The sequence below is a fragment of the Streptomyces sp. PA03-6a genome (assembly GCF_033792765.1).
Taxonomy (GTDB): domain Bacteria; phylum Actinomycetota; class Actinomycetes; order Streptomycetales; family Streptomycetaceae; genus Actinacidiphila.
The window spans coordinates 1-13833 of sequence record NZ_JARAVK010000240.1; the positions used below are offsets into that span (position 1 = coordinate 1).

The window sequence follows — 13833 nt, forward strand, 5'->3', positions numbered from 1 at the left end:
AGGCCCGCGCCGCCCACTCGGCGATCTCGTCGATGCTCCTCGCTCCCGACACGGCCGCGCAGGCACAGACGAGGAGGATCGCGGTCAGTGAGTACCAGCGGCCCCGCCTCGCACGCGGGTCGGGCACCAGGTCCAGGAAAGTCCGCAGGTCAGCGACTTGGCCGATGTCCAGCGGACCCAGCCTCACCAACACCGGCGGGATGAGAGAAGATACAGCGGCAGGCACGGGCCACCTCATGATCGTTGAGCTTCGACACCCCAATGATCACGAAGCCCGTGCCTGCGCTGCTATGCACCCCAACCGGTCACGGCCCGGCCAACCACCCGACCCCGGAACTCGCCCAAGCCCTGCCGTCGCCGACCTCGATCAGAATCCTGGCTCCGGTCCTGACGCCGACTCCCGGCATCGACATCAGGACCTTCGAAAGAGGGTGGTCATCCAGGAGTTCCTCGATCCGCCCGGCCAGCAGTTTCCGCTGGTCAAGCACGGCTGCCAGCGAAGCGGCCAGGCTCGGGACGATCAGCGCGGCCGCCTCGGTCCCCGGGACCGTCACGGTCTGCTCGTCCAGCGCGGCGAAGATCTCCTCGACCAGACGCTCGGCCATCCTCGGCGCCTTCGGCCGTAACAGCGTGACCAGCCGGCGCTTGCCGGCCTTGCGGATCTGGTCCGGTGACCCGAACCGTTCCAGCAGCGTGAGGACGGCCGGGTGCTGCAACCGCGGGCCCAGCACCCGTCCAGTGACGGATGGATCTGCGTCATCAGGCCGTGCAGCCGGTTCGCGACCCGGGTGGCCTCGCCGGCGAGGTCGTCGTCGAACCCGACGATCATCTCCAGCTCGGCGATCGTCTCGTCCTCGCCGTCGATCGCCCGCAGCGTGTGCGGCATAACGCGGGCCGCGTCCGCGATGATGAACGCGTCTCTCGCGTCGGTCTTGGCTTCACCCGGGTAGAGGTCGGCGATCCGGCGCATCGTCAGCCCGGGCAGGTAGGCGACCGGGCAGCCCAAGTCCCTCGCGACCGCCAGCGGTAGGGCGCCGATTGAGGCCGGCTGGTCGACCACGACCAGCACCGTTCCGTGCTTGGCCTGGAGTTTCGTGAACAGCTCGCGGAGCTTGGGCTCGGTATTGGGCAGGCGCTTGTCGAACGCCTTCTTCCCGGCCGGGGTGATGGCGGTGGCGTGGTGTTCGCCCTTGCCGACGTCCAGGCCGAGGTAGACGTCGATGTCGCCGGTGTCGATCACGTGCAGGCTCCTCCATCACGATTTCGTCCGGCCTTGCCTCGGCACCAAGCTGCCACATCCACGTTACGGAGAGCTCCTCCGGCCCGGGTGAAGCCGGTGCTCAAGCCCCTCATCAGCGGTTCGTCGGTGCCTCCGGACCCGGTGACACCACCCCCCGGATCATGAACAACAAGGGGGGGAAGTCATGCCGGGCCCGAAGGCCGGAGGCCCCATTGCGGGGCCACGAAGAAGGTAACGGGGGGAGAGCACGTGGCTGGCGTCCTCCGTCTGAGGGCGTTCGTGTCATGACGTGGAGTGTCGACGGTAGGGGTGTAGCGGTGCGTACGGTTGGCTACAATCGCGGCATGAGCAGCCAGAGGCAGATCAACGTGCGGGTGGACGAGGCGACGGCCGCCGGGATCGAGGCGCGGGCAGCAGCCGCCGGCATGAGCGTGGCCGACTACGCCCGGCAGGTTCTCGCGGACGAGGCGAACGACCTGCGGCACCGGTTCCTGGGCGCGGGTGCGCACTTCGCGGATGCGTGGGGCGACACTTTCGCCGAGCAGTTCGGGCATCCGAAGGCCAGTGATGGCGCCGGGGCCGCTGCGTGATCGTTCACATCGACCGGGCGTGGCTGCTGGACCTTGCGCACCGGAACATGCCTGGTGACCCCGACATCACCGACTTCGGATCGCTGGCGGCCGCCGTGGCGAGGCACGCGGACAAGGTGATGGAGACCCCCGTGTACACGGACGTGCACCACCGCGCGGCGGCTTTGATGCACCAGCTGATCCGGGTACCGGCCCTGGAGCACGCCAACGAGCTGTTTGGCGCGGTGGCGGCCGCGGCGTACCTGACGGCGAGCGGTGCGATCGTGACCGTGGGGGCCAAGGAGGCTGCAGAGCTGGCGGCGCGGATCGACCGGGACGCGCTGGATGTGCGGACGGTCGCCGAGGCGATCTGGGGATGGGTGGCTGTGTAAGCGGTCGCGCCCAGTAGGCGCTGAGGACCCTGGCTCCCAGGAGGACCGGGGTCCTCTTACTTTTGTTGGTGACCCGGAGTGATAGGTGCGGGAGGCCTTGCACCGCAGGTCTCGCAGGGGGACGGAAGGGCCGATTCCTCAGAGCACGGCAAGAGCACCAGGGTCACTCGCGCGGCCCACCGGCACCACGCTCTACGGCTGGTGTGAGGAGCCTGAGCGGCCCCCGTCCCTCCAGGATGCGTAAGGGTTTGACGCGATGCACGCTGGTGCCGTGAGCGGGTGGTAGCCGCCTGCCTGCGACGTGAACAGCCCAGGCAGCCTGGCAGCAGGCTGGGCCTTCAAACGGAGGGCGGCCGGGAGCCCACGATCCACGCTCTCAGTGTCGACCGTCCTTCCCCAACGGCGGCTGGGGTGCGTGAGAGGGGGTGAGTGTCGTGCAGCGGCATGGTGTGCGGCGGCCCGCGGCGGGGCTGGGCCGGCTTACGGGTCTGTTCGGCCAGCTGGTGCGGGAGACCGATGCGGCGGTCGGCATGCTGTACGCGCTGCCACCGGGGGAGGGGGTGTTGGAGATAGTGGCGTTGTCGGGGATGTCCCGGCGGATCGCCGCTCCGTGGGCACGGATGGGCGTGGACGCGCGACACCGGTGGCAGATGCCGTACGGCAGCGGCGTCTGGTGTGGGTGGGCGGCCCGGACGAGATGGCCCGGCGTTATCCCCGGATCGGTTTGATGGCGCCGTTCGAGACGGTCCTGGCGGCCGCACCGATGGCAGGGGAGGCCCGGGTGTGGGGCGCTGTTTGTCTGGTGTGGCCGTTGTGGCATCCGCCGGAGCCGAACCGGCGCGAGCGTGAGGCGATCGGCAGCTTCTGCCGCAGGGCAGGCAGCCTTCTAGAGCAGGCGGCAGCACATGGTCGCCCGTTGTTGCCTGGTTCCGAGCCGGTCGTGCTGGCACCGAACCGTACGCGCACGCCAGGCCGGGGCGAGGCGATGGGTGCGTTCGACTTCGCCGAACGTCTACCCGTGGGGTGTTGTTCGCTGGACCTGGACGGTCACGTCACCTTCCTCAACACCGCGGCGGCCCACTTGCTGGGTGTGGGTGCTGCCGACCTGCTTGGTGCCCGGCCCTGGGAGCGGCTGCTGTGGCTGGGCGATCCGGCCTTCGAGGATCGTTACCGAGAGGCGGTGATGAGCCGGAAGTCGACCGTGTTTACCGCCCTACGGCCGCCTGACCGGCGCTTGTTGTTCCGCCTCGCCCCGGGAGCCACCGGCGTCAGCGTCCGGATCACATCCGCCCCCACAACCACCTCACCAGAGGCCGAGACAGGGCGGCCATCCCCCCAAGGCGTTCTGGGGGCGCTGCCGCTGTATCACCTGATGCATCTGGCGACCGCCCTGACCGAGGCAAGCAGCGTCAACGATGTCGTCGACCGGGTCACTGACCAGGTCGTGCGGGCCTTCGAAGCCCAGGGGCTGGCCTTGCTGACGGTCGAAGAGGGGCGTCTGCGGATCGCCGGCTACCGGGGCTATACGCCCGAGTTCATGGCGCGCTTCGACGGTGAACCTCTGACAGCCCCGACCCCGGTCGTGCGGGCCTTGACCACCCAGACCCCGAGGTTCTTCACCAGCTACGACGAGTTTCGCCGTTCCTATCCGCAGGCACTCCGCTACGGCGACAGGGACGCCTGGGCCTTCCTGCCCCTGATCGCCACCGGCCGCCCTGTCGGGCTCCTGGTCCTGTCCTACGACCAGCCCCGCTCGTTCTCGCTGGCCGAACGCACCATCCTGACCTCCCTGGCCGGCATGATCGGACAGGTCCTGGACCGTGCGCGCCTTTACGACACCCAGCACGAGCTGGCCCGGACACTTCAAAACGGCCTGCTCCCCCAGGAACTCCCCGAGATTCCGGGCCTGGAAGTCGCCGCCCGCTACCTTCCCGCCCACGGCAGCGACATCGGCGGTGACTTCTACGACCTCATACGGTGCGGAACTCGCTGTGCTGCCATCACCATTGGCGACGTTCAGGGCCACAACGTCCAGGCCGCAGCCCTCATGGGTCAGGTCCGAACCGCCGTCCACGCCCATGCCACCTCGCACCTCACACCGGGTACCGTCCTGGCGCGAACCAACCGCCTAGTCACCGATCTCAACCCGGGTCTGTTCACCAGCTGCCTGTACGGCCACCTCGACCTGGCGCGGCACAGCGCCCGATTCGCCACAGCGGGCCACTACCCACCCCTGATCCGGTTTCCTGACGGGCACACCGAAGCGCTGCATCTCCCGCCGGGGCTCCTGCTCGGCATCACTCCGGACAGCGCCTATCCCACTACTGCAATCCCCTTGCAGCCGGGAACTGTTCTGACCCTCTTTACCGATGGCCTGGTTGAAGCCCCCGGCATTGACACCGATCACACCACTGCTGACCTTGCACGCCATCTCACGCAAGCCGAAGGTGACAGCGCGGACCGCCTTGCCGACCTCCTTTTGCGCCAGGCCTTGCAGATGGTTCCCGGCACAGACGACATCGCCCTCCTCATCATTCGCGTGGCCAACTGAACGCGTCTTGCGCTGCTTGCTGGCCCAGGGATCAGTAGGGCTGTTCACGGGCGCCCGCGAGTTGGGGCTACTGGCGCCTTCGACACTGCCTTCCCAACGCCGGAAAGATTATTTTCTGGCTTCTCGGCATGCCCATGGATGTTTCGTCTGTGAACTCACGGCTCACTTCTCAACCTCGCAGCCTGAGGAAGTGACGCGAGAAAGCCGCCCGCCCTGCCGGGCTTCTCTCCACTGTCAGCGCGCGCGGAGAGAGTCGCGGCGTGATGTGTACCGTCCGATACAAACAGCCCACCCAGGATGCGCGCGTCGTCACAACATGTAACGGTCGTCATGTGTATTTTCGGTTGGGCTGGGCTGGGGACTACTGATCGGGTTCGGCCGTTACGTGATCGTCCGGCGTGCCCGGGATGTGAGGTCAAGTCTCCTGATGACGACTCCTGTCATACCGGAGGCTGTGGCCCCATTCGCACCCCCCACATGATCCACAACCGCTCACCAAGTTCTGATGAACGCGAAGGGTCACGCCTCGGCCGCCGCGTCGTGCCGCACTGCCCTGCGGCGCCCTGGCACGAGCGGTGCACCGGATCCTTCGGCTACCCGGAAGGAATGGGTTGTGAAGGCTCGTCTTGGCTTGAGTCGGGGAAGGACGTTCGTGGCCGTCGCGCTGGCCACGGTCGTCACCTCGGCCCTCACGGGATCGGTGTCCGCCGTCGCGGACGGAAGCTCCATAAGCTCGGACCACTGGGGTGTCATCGCCCGCAGCACGATCGGTTCCCCCGTCGCTGACCTCAGGGACGGCCCGTTCGGCTCGTACGGCGTGACGGGGTCCGCCGCCAGGCCGCCTACGGCAACGGCAGCCTGGGCCTGGCGGTGTCGGACGACTCGACCTCGCTGACTCCCCCGAGCGAGAAGGTCGACTTCGGAAACGAGGTCGACTTCTACAACGACCGCGTTCGGGACCTCACCAAGCTGGGGTTCCACGTCTTCCAAAGCGGCGAGAACGTCACCTACGGCGGGCCCCGCAACCTGCCGGGCATCAGGATCGAGATCAACCCGAACCTGGCCTCGCGTCCGGGCGACACCTACACCACGCTGGTGTGGGTCCCGCCCGCCGTCGCGCCGACGAACCAGTGGAGCGGCTACCTCGACGCCACCGCATCGACCGGCGAGTGGTTCCTGTCGGGCGGCGAGCGCCCCTGTGCACCCAGGCCAGGCCCATGCAACTTCACGACGTTGAAGAATGCGCTCGACAGCGACAGCGACGGCGGCGCGTCCGCGACCATCTACGCGATCGCCGTCGGCAAGGGGCGCGACTACATGTGGGCCGGCGCCGTCGACGGCCTGCGGATCAACCGGTACGTCTACGACTTCGAGGCCGACGGCGTCAGGGCCCGCCGCGTCGGCTGACGGCGGCCCCACTCTCGCCAGGAGGAACCCGGTCCGTCACCGGAGGGAGCTGAACGCCTGGAAGGGCGGATGCTTCCGCGCGCACTTGAGTTTTCCAGGCCGTGGATCGGGCCCGGGGCACCCGCCGGGTGCCCCGGCTCCATTGGTGATGGGGACTCTTGAAAACGGCCGCTATCGCTCCTGTCCTCACTTGGTTGTCGCTTGAATCGTGTGAGGAAGATGGGGAGCCGAGAGCATGCGTGGGCCCGCCGACCATCAGGTCGGCCGGGCCCAGTGATCAAGAACCTCAGCTGGTGGTCAACTGATCAGCCCGCACTTCGAACTCGACGCATCCTTCGAGCGATTCGAGCCCCCAAGGAGCGACCGAGATCTTCACCGTGTCTGCAGTGTCCGCGCTGTTGCCGGTGGCGAGGATGTCGCAGAGGATGCTGACCTTGACGGGGTAGCGGGAGTCGGGGGCCAGGCCGTCTCCTCCGGCGCAGACGGGCCACTTGTCGACGAAGGCCCACTGCTGGTGGTGGGCATCGGTGAAGCGGACCTCGATCAGGCCAGGCTGAGGTTCGTCATCGACCCATCGGACCGCTTCGCAATGCAGGAAGACCATGGGCAGACTCTGCCATCACGGCCTTGCGTCGGCAGCCGGATTTCCCGGCTGCCGATCATCCGATCGTGCTGTCAAGGAGCCCCGCGGAGTGGGACGACATCGGGAAGGCCGGTGGGCATGGCGGGACTGGCAGCTTCCCGGGTGGCCAGCAGGGCGACGATGGTGACTGGCTGCTGGCAGTGCGGGCAGTTCCGAGTGGCGGCAGGGTCTCGCGTAGCACCGGTTCGTCGACCTGGATGACCGAGGTGCCGGCGCTCTCCAGGTCGGTGACCTTGTCGTGCAGGGCGAGGGCGGCCTGGGCGGGCGGTGTCGCCGGGTGGCCGGTCGTCGCGGACGAAGGACCAGGCGAGCATCGTGACCGCGTCGGTGCGCCCTTGACCGGGCGGTCGGTGAGCGAGCGCGCGAAGCCGGTGCGCCCGGACCATCATCGGCTTGGGGCGGGAGATGTCGCCGGCGAGGACCGGCGGGCGGACACAGGGGGGTGCGTAGCGCTGCACCCAGCCGTGCGGGGTGGCCAAGAGCTCGGCTGGGACACCCCAGCCGAGCGCCTGTCTCCACTGCTTGCGGCCTGATCAACCGCCCACGTGTTGCAACGATCCCGAGAATTCGCCGGAACCGAGCGCCAGCCCGCGGACGAGGCGACAGCCGGAGGGGCGTCGACTTCCAGGGGTCGCAGGCTGCCGGGAGAGTTCGGCTAGAACGCAAAAAGGAAGGGCGAACCGGCATCCCCGGCGCTTTGCAGGCCCGCGCCCTTCTTGATGTCGACAGTCGTCGCTCCGAAGTATCCCTTGCCGGGAATCGCGGCTTCGACCTTAACCGTCATTGAGGGTGCGCTCGTCGGCTGCCAGCGGTGCGTCTGGCATGTGTTGCGCGCCACGGTGGTCTGATATGTGCCGTTGAGGTAGTAAGCGGTGTCGTAATTGGCTGAAGAGCAGAACATCAGTGCCCAGGCAGGCACCAGGGGGGACGCCTCGGCCGGAGTCGGCAGGGTCAACGTGAGTGCGCCGGTGAAAAATATCGCGAGTGCCACGCCGGCGCGCGCACGGATTTTGCTGATGAATCCCATATTTTCCTCCTTCAAAAAATGCGCCCAGACTGCAAGGAGATATCATTTTATGAGTGACGTCCAGGGGTTTCTAGAATAGCTGCGCCATTTGATGTTGAATGAGTGTCGCAATGTAGGTCATTCGATAGCCGCAGATAGGGGTAAATCACAGTTTCCTACCGAGTGGTACGGCCGCTGGCAGGCGTGGGGACGTACGGCGGAGACGATGCGGCACGAACACCTGCCCAATGACATCCCAGGTATGGCCCTGTGCCCGGGAACCGATGGCGGCAGGAAGGTTGAACGCAAGAGAGCCCCGTACGCCGGCCGCAAAAGTGAGCCTGTGTCCCATCGATGACAAAAGACATGGTCGCTGTTCCATGGGCCAGGTCGAGTAGCACCAGGCGAGTGGATACCGTAGGCCCCGGATGGTGGCCGTGGCACAGGACCGGGGGTAGGCGATGGGCGTGAGTGTGCCGCGGGCGCCACTGCGGCAACTTGCTGAGGTGGAGGGGGTGCTGGAGCGCATCACCTACGCGAACGAGGAGACTGGCTACACGGTTGCGCGGGTTGACACCGGGCGCGGTGCGAACGACCTGTTGACGGTGGTCGGGGCGCTGCTTGGCGCGCAGCCGGGTGAGTCGTTGCGGCTGCATGGACGCTGGGGGTCGCACCCGCAGTACGGCAAGCAGTTCACGGTGGAGAACTACACCACCGTGCTGCCCGCCACGATCCAGGGCATCCGGCGGTACTTGGGGTCGGGGCTGATCAAGGGAATCGGTCCTCGTTTCGCCGAGCGGATCGTCGAGCACTTCGGTCTCGACAGCCTCGATGTCATCGAGCAGGAACCCGAGCGGCTCATTGAGGTGCCGGGCCTCGGCCCCAAGCGCACTGCGCTGATCGCGGCCGCTTGGGAGGAGCAGAAGTCCATCAAAGAAGTGATGGTCTTCCTGCAGGGCGTCGGCGTCTCCACCTCGCTCGCGGTTCGGATCTTCAAGAAGTACGGGGACAGCTCGATCGGCGTGGTCAAGAACGAGCCCTACCGGCTGGCCGCAGACGTCTGGGGCATCGGTTTCCTGACCGCCGACAAGATCGCCCAGGCCGTCGGGATCCCGCACGACAGCCCGGAGCGGGTCAAGGCAGGCTTGCAGTATGCGCTCTCACAGAGCAGCGACCAGGGCAACTGCTTCCTGCCCGAGGAGCGCCTGATTTCCGACGGCGTCAAACTCCTGCAGGTCGATACTGGCCTGGTCATCGACTGCTTGGCAGAACTCGTCACCGAGGACGGCGTGGTCCGCGAACGCGTGCCCGCCCCGGACGGGGAGCCGATCACCGCCGTGTACCTGGTGCCCTTTCACCGCGCCGAGACCTCCCTGGCGAACCAGTTGCTCAGACTCCTGCGCACCGACGCCGACAAGATGCCCGCCTTCGGTAAACACAGCGATGCACCGGTCGACTGGACGAAGGCGCTGAACTGGCTGGCGCGGCAGACCGGTGCGGAACTGGCACCGGAGCAGCGGGAGGCGGTGAAACTGGCGCTGACTGAGAAAGTTGCCGTACTGACCGGCGGTCCGGGCTGCGGCAAGTCGTTCACGGTGAAGTCGATCGTGACGCTCGCCCTGGCGAAGAAGGCGAAGGTAGTTCTTGCCGCGCCGACCGGACGGGCGGCCAAGCGACTGTCGGAACTCACCGGGGCCGAGGCCTCGACCGTCCACCGCCTGCTGGAACTGCGGCCCGGAGGCGACGCCGCCTACGACCGGGACCGGCCGCTGGAAGCAGACCTGGTGGTCGTGGACGAGGCATCGATGCTGGACCTGATCCTGGCGAACAAGCTCGCCAAAGCCGTCGCCCCCGGTGCCCACCTGCTCTTCGTCGGCGACATGGACCAACTCCCCTCGGTCGGTGCGGGCGAGGTGCTGCGCGACATGCTCGCCACCCACGGCCCGATCCCCTCTGTACGGCTGACCAAGATCTTCCGGCAGGCCCAGCAGTCCGGAGTGGTGACCAACGCCCACCGCATTAACCAGGGCCTGCCCCCACGGACAGACGGTCTGCCCGACTTCTTCCTCTTCGTCGAGGACGACACCGACAACACGGCCGGTCTCACCGTCGACGTGGCAGCCAGGCGGATCCCACGGAAATTCGGCCTCGACCCGCGCCGTGATATCCAGGTCCTTGCCCCCATGCACCGCGGCCCGGCCGGCGCGGGCAACCTCAACACACTCCTGCAGGCCGCCGTCACCCCCGCCCGCGAAGGACTGCCCGAACGTCGCTTCGGCGGCCGCACCTTCCGGATAGGCGACAAAGTAACCCAGATCCGCAACAACTACGAGAAGGGACAGAACGGCGTCTTCAATGGCACAGTTGGCGTAGTCACCGCCCTCAGTACAGAAGAGCAGAAGCTCACCGTCCTGACCGACGAGGACGAGGAGATCGGCTACGACTTCGACGAACTCGACGAGCTCGCCCACGCCTACGCCATCACCATCCACCGCTCGCAGGGAAGCGAATACCCGGCCGTGGTCATCCCCCTCACCACCTCGGCATGGACCATGCTCCAGCGCAACCTCCTCTACACTGCCGTGACCAGAGCGAAAAAACTCGTCGTCCTGGTCGGCTCACGCAAGGCCCTGGGGCAGGCGGTCCGTACGGTCAGCGCCGGCCGACGGCACACCGCACTCGACCATCGGCTGGTCACCGGATGACCAGCCGCCGCAGGCACAGCAATGGAACGCCGATGGCCTCAATCAGACTGCGGCGAAGCCTGCGATACCGAACGCCAGCGGCACGGACCGCACGGCTGGCTGCCCACGGAGGACGCTTGGCCTTGGCTTCGCTCCAGTCGGCGCGCCCCCGGTGCTTTGCGGGACCGTGAGACGGGGACGGTGTCCCTGACCGAGTCGGGTGCGGGCGTCAGGGATGCTGCTAGCGTGCCGGGCATGGCAGAGGCCGATACCCCGCGTCGCACACACGGCTTGCTCACCCTCGCTGCGGCGGAAGCCTTGTGGCCCGAACTGCTGTGCAAGAGCACCGTACCTGCCGCTCCCGAAGCGTTTACCGGCTCTCCTGCCAACCCGCGGTCGGGCTACGTACTCCTCGGCAGTCACCTGGTGCCCACGGTGCAGGACGCCGACGACCGCTGGCACGTTCACGAAGCCGACGTCCGCCGGGCAGCGGCGGAACTGAGGTTGGTCACATTGAACAAGAATGCGCTGGTCCACGTCAGACCTGGCCATGTACCCAGTGCGGGACAAGACGATGCGCGGGCACTGCGGTGGCGTCAGCGCCTGGGCCGTGAATGGATCCAAGTCCGCAACTACGATACGTCTGACGGGTCGTGGCAGCAGGCGGGCGGCGACCATCTGCGGCACTTGGCGGGGATCGACTGGCGCCGAGTCCTGGTGGTACGGACAAAGACACAGGGGGCGCGCACGTGGTGGGTGCCCCGTGCCCTGGGCCAGGTGCTCGACGCGGCCGAGCGTGCCGAGGCGCAGTGGTTGCTGGCCGCACGAACCTGCAGCAGGTGCGGAGCGAAGGCGGACAACCGGCCCGAGACGTGGCGCGTCCAGACCGGCAGCGGCCAGCAGACCATCTGCCACGCTTGCAGAACCACAACGTTGCGCCCGTACACCAGGGAGCTGGAGGGCCGTCTTTACTCGGCTCTCAGCAAGAAACGCGGCTCTCTCGCCGTGTCCGGGTGGAGGTGCGCCGTCTGCGAGGAAGCTCCCGCCAGCGTGATCGACCACTGCCATGAGCACGGCTACGTCCGCGCTCCCGTCTGCCAAGGCTGCAACACCCGCGAACGGCCGAACTACCTCTACCGCAACGACGTCTACGTTACCGACCGCTACGCGTCCCTCTTCCACACTCACGCCCAGGACTGGCTGCGGCACTGGCACCGCTGCCCCGGCTGCCGCGCTCGCACCACGCTCCCGCTCCCGCACCTGGCCGCACTCACCGCACTGCTGGTCGGCGCTCCGGTGCGCCCAACCCACCGTGTCCGTCACAGCTCCCGCGGGCGCACACCGTGCGGTGAGCTGCGTGCTTCCTGGATGGGCAGCTACAATCAGCCCCGTTCCTGCGTGATCACCCTGAGTGTGGACTACTGTCCCAGCGGGGAGCACAGCACCCTGGCACAAGTCCCCTACCGAGTAGCCGTGGACCGGTTCCGTGTATGGCTGTCCGAGACGGCTCCTGAGGCGGCTGCTGCTGCCGGGCCAAGCCGCCACGACACCGTCCCCGCACAGTTCCGGCCCGTCATCCCGGATACCAGCAACCCGCTTCCATCTCTTTTCTGAGCGGGGTTAGCCGCAATGCCGTGACGCTGTTGGTGATCTTGTTCGGGGTGCTGACGGTGGGGCGGCGCGGTGCTTCGCTGGAGGCGTGCGGGGTGGCCTCGGGTTCCGGGGGTGGGTGCGGTGTCGTTGCGGCCGAGGAGTTTCCAGCGGATTCCGGTGAGGACGGTGCGCACGGCATGGGCGGCGTGTCCGAAGGGGACGCCGGCGACGCTGGTGCGGGACCGGCTGGATGTGCTTTTCGAGGACGAGGAGTTCGCGGACCTGTATCCGTCCGATGGCCGTCCGGGTTTTTCGCCGGGGCAGTTGGCGCTGGTGTCGGTGCCGCAGTGTTGTCCAGCAAGACCCCCGAGGGAGTGCGCCAGCAGATCTGGGCCCACCTCCTGGTCCACCACACGCTGCGAGTCCTGATGCACAAAACCGCAGCCGGCCAGGGCATCGACCCCGACCGGCTGTCGTTCACCGACACCCTTCGCGCGGCCCAGCGCAGCGTCACTACTTCACCAGGGATCTTTTCCCCCTGAGCACCTGATCACCGCGTTGATCCGACTCCGCGAGGACCTGCTGGACCACTTCCTGCCGCCCCGCAGGCTCCGATCCCAGCCCCGTGTCGTGAAACGCAAGATGTCCAACTACCGACTCAAACGACCCGCGCCCCGAAACTGGCCCCAACCCACCAAAACACCAGCGCAGGCCGTCGTCATCCAAATGCGATTTTCCTGGGCCACTTCGCCATCAAGGCCTTCCCTGTTACCGGACAAACCAGCATTGCCGCTGGGATGTTGCGCGGAACGATACGCCCCCTGCTGGCTGCGGGCCCTTGGCAATGCATGGTCACACCGAACAGACCCGCTTAGCCATGGCGCGCTGATTCGACAAATGCGTCACTGCATCCTGACGCGAGGGAAAAGAAGACGAGGCACGTGTGGGCTGTCGTGACAGTAAGGTTGGTTTCAAAACCTACCTAATCGCCTCGACCCTCATTTTTCTGTGATCGACTTGAACGGACATCAGTGAGCATTGTCGTCCAACACCACACAATCCTCAAAGGTGTAAGCCTTCGGGCTATCAGGTGGCGCTTATGTTCTATTCGTATGGATCGCGGTGGGTGAATAATGGAGATTGATCTTGTCAATCACCTCGCGTGCTGACGGAGGGTCGTCACGGGACGAGGATGCAGCAGGCGCTGGAGGAGCCAAGTAGCACTAGTTTCCCATGTGGGGACATTTGTAATTTCTGATAATTCTCTCCAATGTCCATTCGGTGTCACGGTGCTACATCTCGATTGACATGGTGTATCGCTGATGGTGCCCGCGCATCCTCGCGCCCCTCGGAGGCGGCAAATCCGGCAAGTTTTTGTGCACATCGGGCGCATAGGCAAAAAGTCTCTCGAATGTCTCATGAAGCCGTTAACGCAAGCCCTCGCCAATTCGCGTTGGAAGCCTGTCGTGATGGGTTGGGCAGTAAATTCGGGAGTATCCACGTCATGAGCGAAGGCGAACTCATCAACGCCGCACTCAACGACCTCGCGCAATCAACAATTGCGACAAAATGTAATACCGAAATAAACTAGAGGTGTCGGTTTCTCGAGAAATTATCGACCGCCGCCTTAAGCGTAAGGCTGAATGGGGTCAGTGGTGAGTGAGACAAACGGCAAGTTGGTGGAAGCGCTCCGGGCGGCCGTCATCAAGAACGACCGTCTGAAGCGCGAGAACGACGAACTGAACGCG

The 13833-nt window shown here is 66.3% G+C and carries 12 protein-coding genes and 2 pseudogenes; 8 read left to right on the plus strand and 6 right to left on the minus strand.

All coding sequences use genetic code 11. The annotated features are described in order from the left end of the window. The coding region (locus PV350_RS37290; RefSeq protein WP_500337890.1) for a transposase family protein at positions 1-193 on the minus strand (193 nt) is incomplete at its 3' end. A gap of 139 nt (positions 194-332) precedes the next feature. After that, a pseudogene (locus PV350_RS37295) lies at positions 333-1240 on the minus strand (IS110 family RNA-guided transposase); the annotation flags it as partial. A gap of 344 nt (positions 1241-1584) precedes the next feature. Between PV350_RS37295 and PV350_RS37300 the strand changes: the two are divergent. The 4 genes from PV350_RS37300 (at position 1585) to PV350_RS37315 (ending at position 6159) form a co-directional block, all read left to right on the plus strand. Beyond that, the gene (locus tag PV350_RS37300) at positions 1585-1830 is read left to right on the plus strand and encodes a plasmid mobilization protein (RefSeq protein WP_375822121.1); all 246 of its coding nucleotides are present in this window, start codon (positions 1585-1587) and stop codon (positions 1828-1830) included. Continuing rightward, the gene (locus tag PV350_RS37305; protein WP_500337892.1) at positions 1827-2201 is read left to right on the plus strand and encodes a fic family toxin-antitoxin system, toxin component; all 375 of its coding nucleotides are present in this window, start codon (positions 1827-1829) and stop codon (positions 2199-2201) included. The genes PV350_RS37300 and PV350_RS37305 overlap by 4 nt, the downstream gene beginning before the upstream one ends. Positions 2202-2844: 643 nt before the next feature. Further along, the gene (locus tag PV350_RS37310) at positions 2845-4752 is read left to right on the plus strand and encodes a SpoIIE family protein phosphatase (protein WP_500337894.1); all 1908 of its coding nucleotides are present in this window, start codon (positions 2845-2847) and stop codon (positions 4750-4752) included. 870 nt (positions 4753-5622) lie between these two features. Further along, complete coding sequence (locus tag PV350_RS37315; protein ID WP_500337896.1) at positions 5623-6159, plus strand: hypothetical protein; 537 nt, start codon at positions 5623-5625, stop codon at positions 6157-6159. Between the two features lie 286 nt (positions 6160-6445). On the opposite strand, the gene PV350_RS37320 is transcribed toward PV350_RS37315, so the two are convergent. From PV350_RS37320 to PV350_RS37335, 4 genes and pseudogenes are all read right to left on the minus strand, one after another. Further along, the gene (locus PV350_RS37320; RefSeq protein ID WP_500337897.1) at positions 6446-6763 is read right to left on the minus strand and encodes a hypothetical protein; all 318 of its coding nucleotides are present in this window, start codon (positions 6761-6763) and stop codon (positions 6446-6448) included. 55 nt (positions 6764-6818) lie between these two features. Next, positions 6819-7046, minus strand: coding sequence for a hypothetical protein (locus tag PV350_RS37325; RefSeq protein ID WP_500337904.1), 228 nt, complete (start codon positions 7044-7046; stop codon positions 6819-6821). A 94-nt stretch (positions 7047-7140) separates the two neighbouring features. Next, positions 7141-7260: pseudogene (locus tag PV350_RS37330) on the minus strand (hypothetical protein); the annotation flags it as partial. Between the two features lie 197 nt (positions 7261-7457). Continuing rightward, positions 7458-7829, minus strand: coding sequence for a hypothetical protein (locus PV350_RS37335; RefSeq protein ID WP_500337898.1), 372 nt, complete (start codon positions 7827-7829; stop codon positions 7458-7460). A 440-nt stretch (positions 7830-8269) separates the two neighbouring features. Between PV350_RS37335 and recD2 the strand changes: the two genes are divergently transcribed. The 4 genes from recD2 to PV350_RS37355 form a co-directional block, all read left to right on the plus strand. After that, positions 8270-10513: an SF1B family DNA helicase RecD2 gene (gene recD2, locus PV350_RS37340; protein WP_500337899.1), complete on the plus strand. Its 2244-nt coding sequence runs from the start codon at positions 8270-8272 to the stop codon at positions 10511-10513. A gap of 234 nt (positions 10514-10747) precedes the next feature. After that, positions 10748-12106 (plus strand): endonuclease domain-containing protein, encoded by a 1359-nt coding sequence (locus tag PV350_RS37345; protein ID WP_500337901.1) that lies wholly within the window; start codon positions 10748-10750, stop codon positions 12104-12106. Between the two features lie 329 nt (positions 12107-12435). Next, the gene (locus PV350_RS37350) at positions 12436-12627 is read left to right on the plus strand and encodes a hypothetical protein (RefSeq protein WP_500337903.1); all 192 of its coding nucleotides are present in this window, start codon (positions 12436-12438) and stop codon (positions 12625-12627) included. 1101 nt (positions 12628-13728) lie between these two features. Continuing rightward, a partial coding sequence (locus PV350_RS37355; protein ID WP_500337906.1) for a polyketide synthase docking domain-containing protein occupies positions 13729-13833 on the plus strand: 105 nt, incomplete at its 3' end.

What these genes read in the sequence shown, in the direction of transcription:
- PV350_RS37345 (WP_500337901.1), top strand. Translation starts at nt 10,748, where the DNA reads ATGGCAGAGGCCGATACCCCGCGTCGCACACACGGCTTGCTCACCCTC.
- PV350_RS37335 (WP_500337898.1), bottom strand. Translation starts at nt 7,829, where the DNA reads ATGGGATTCATCAGCAAAATCCGTGCGCGCGCCGGCGTGGCACTCGCG.
- PV350_RS37320 (WP_500337897.1), bottom strand. Translation starts at nt 6,763, where the DNA reads ATGGTCTTCCTGCATTGCGAAGCGGTCCGATGGGTCGATGACGAACCT.
- recD2 (WP_500337899.1), top strand. Translation starts at nt 8,270, where the DNA reads ATGGGCGTGAGTGTGCCGCGGGCGCCACTGCGGCAACTTGCTGAGGTG.
- PV350_RS37300 (WP_375822121.1), top strand. Translation starts at nt 1,585, where the DNA reads ATGAGCAGCCAGAGGCAGATCAACGTGCGGGTGGACGAGGCGACGGCC.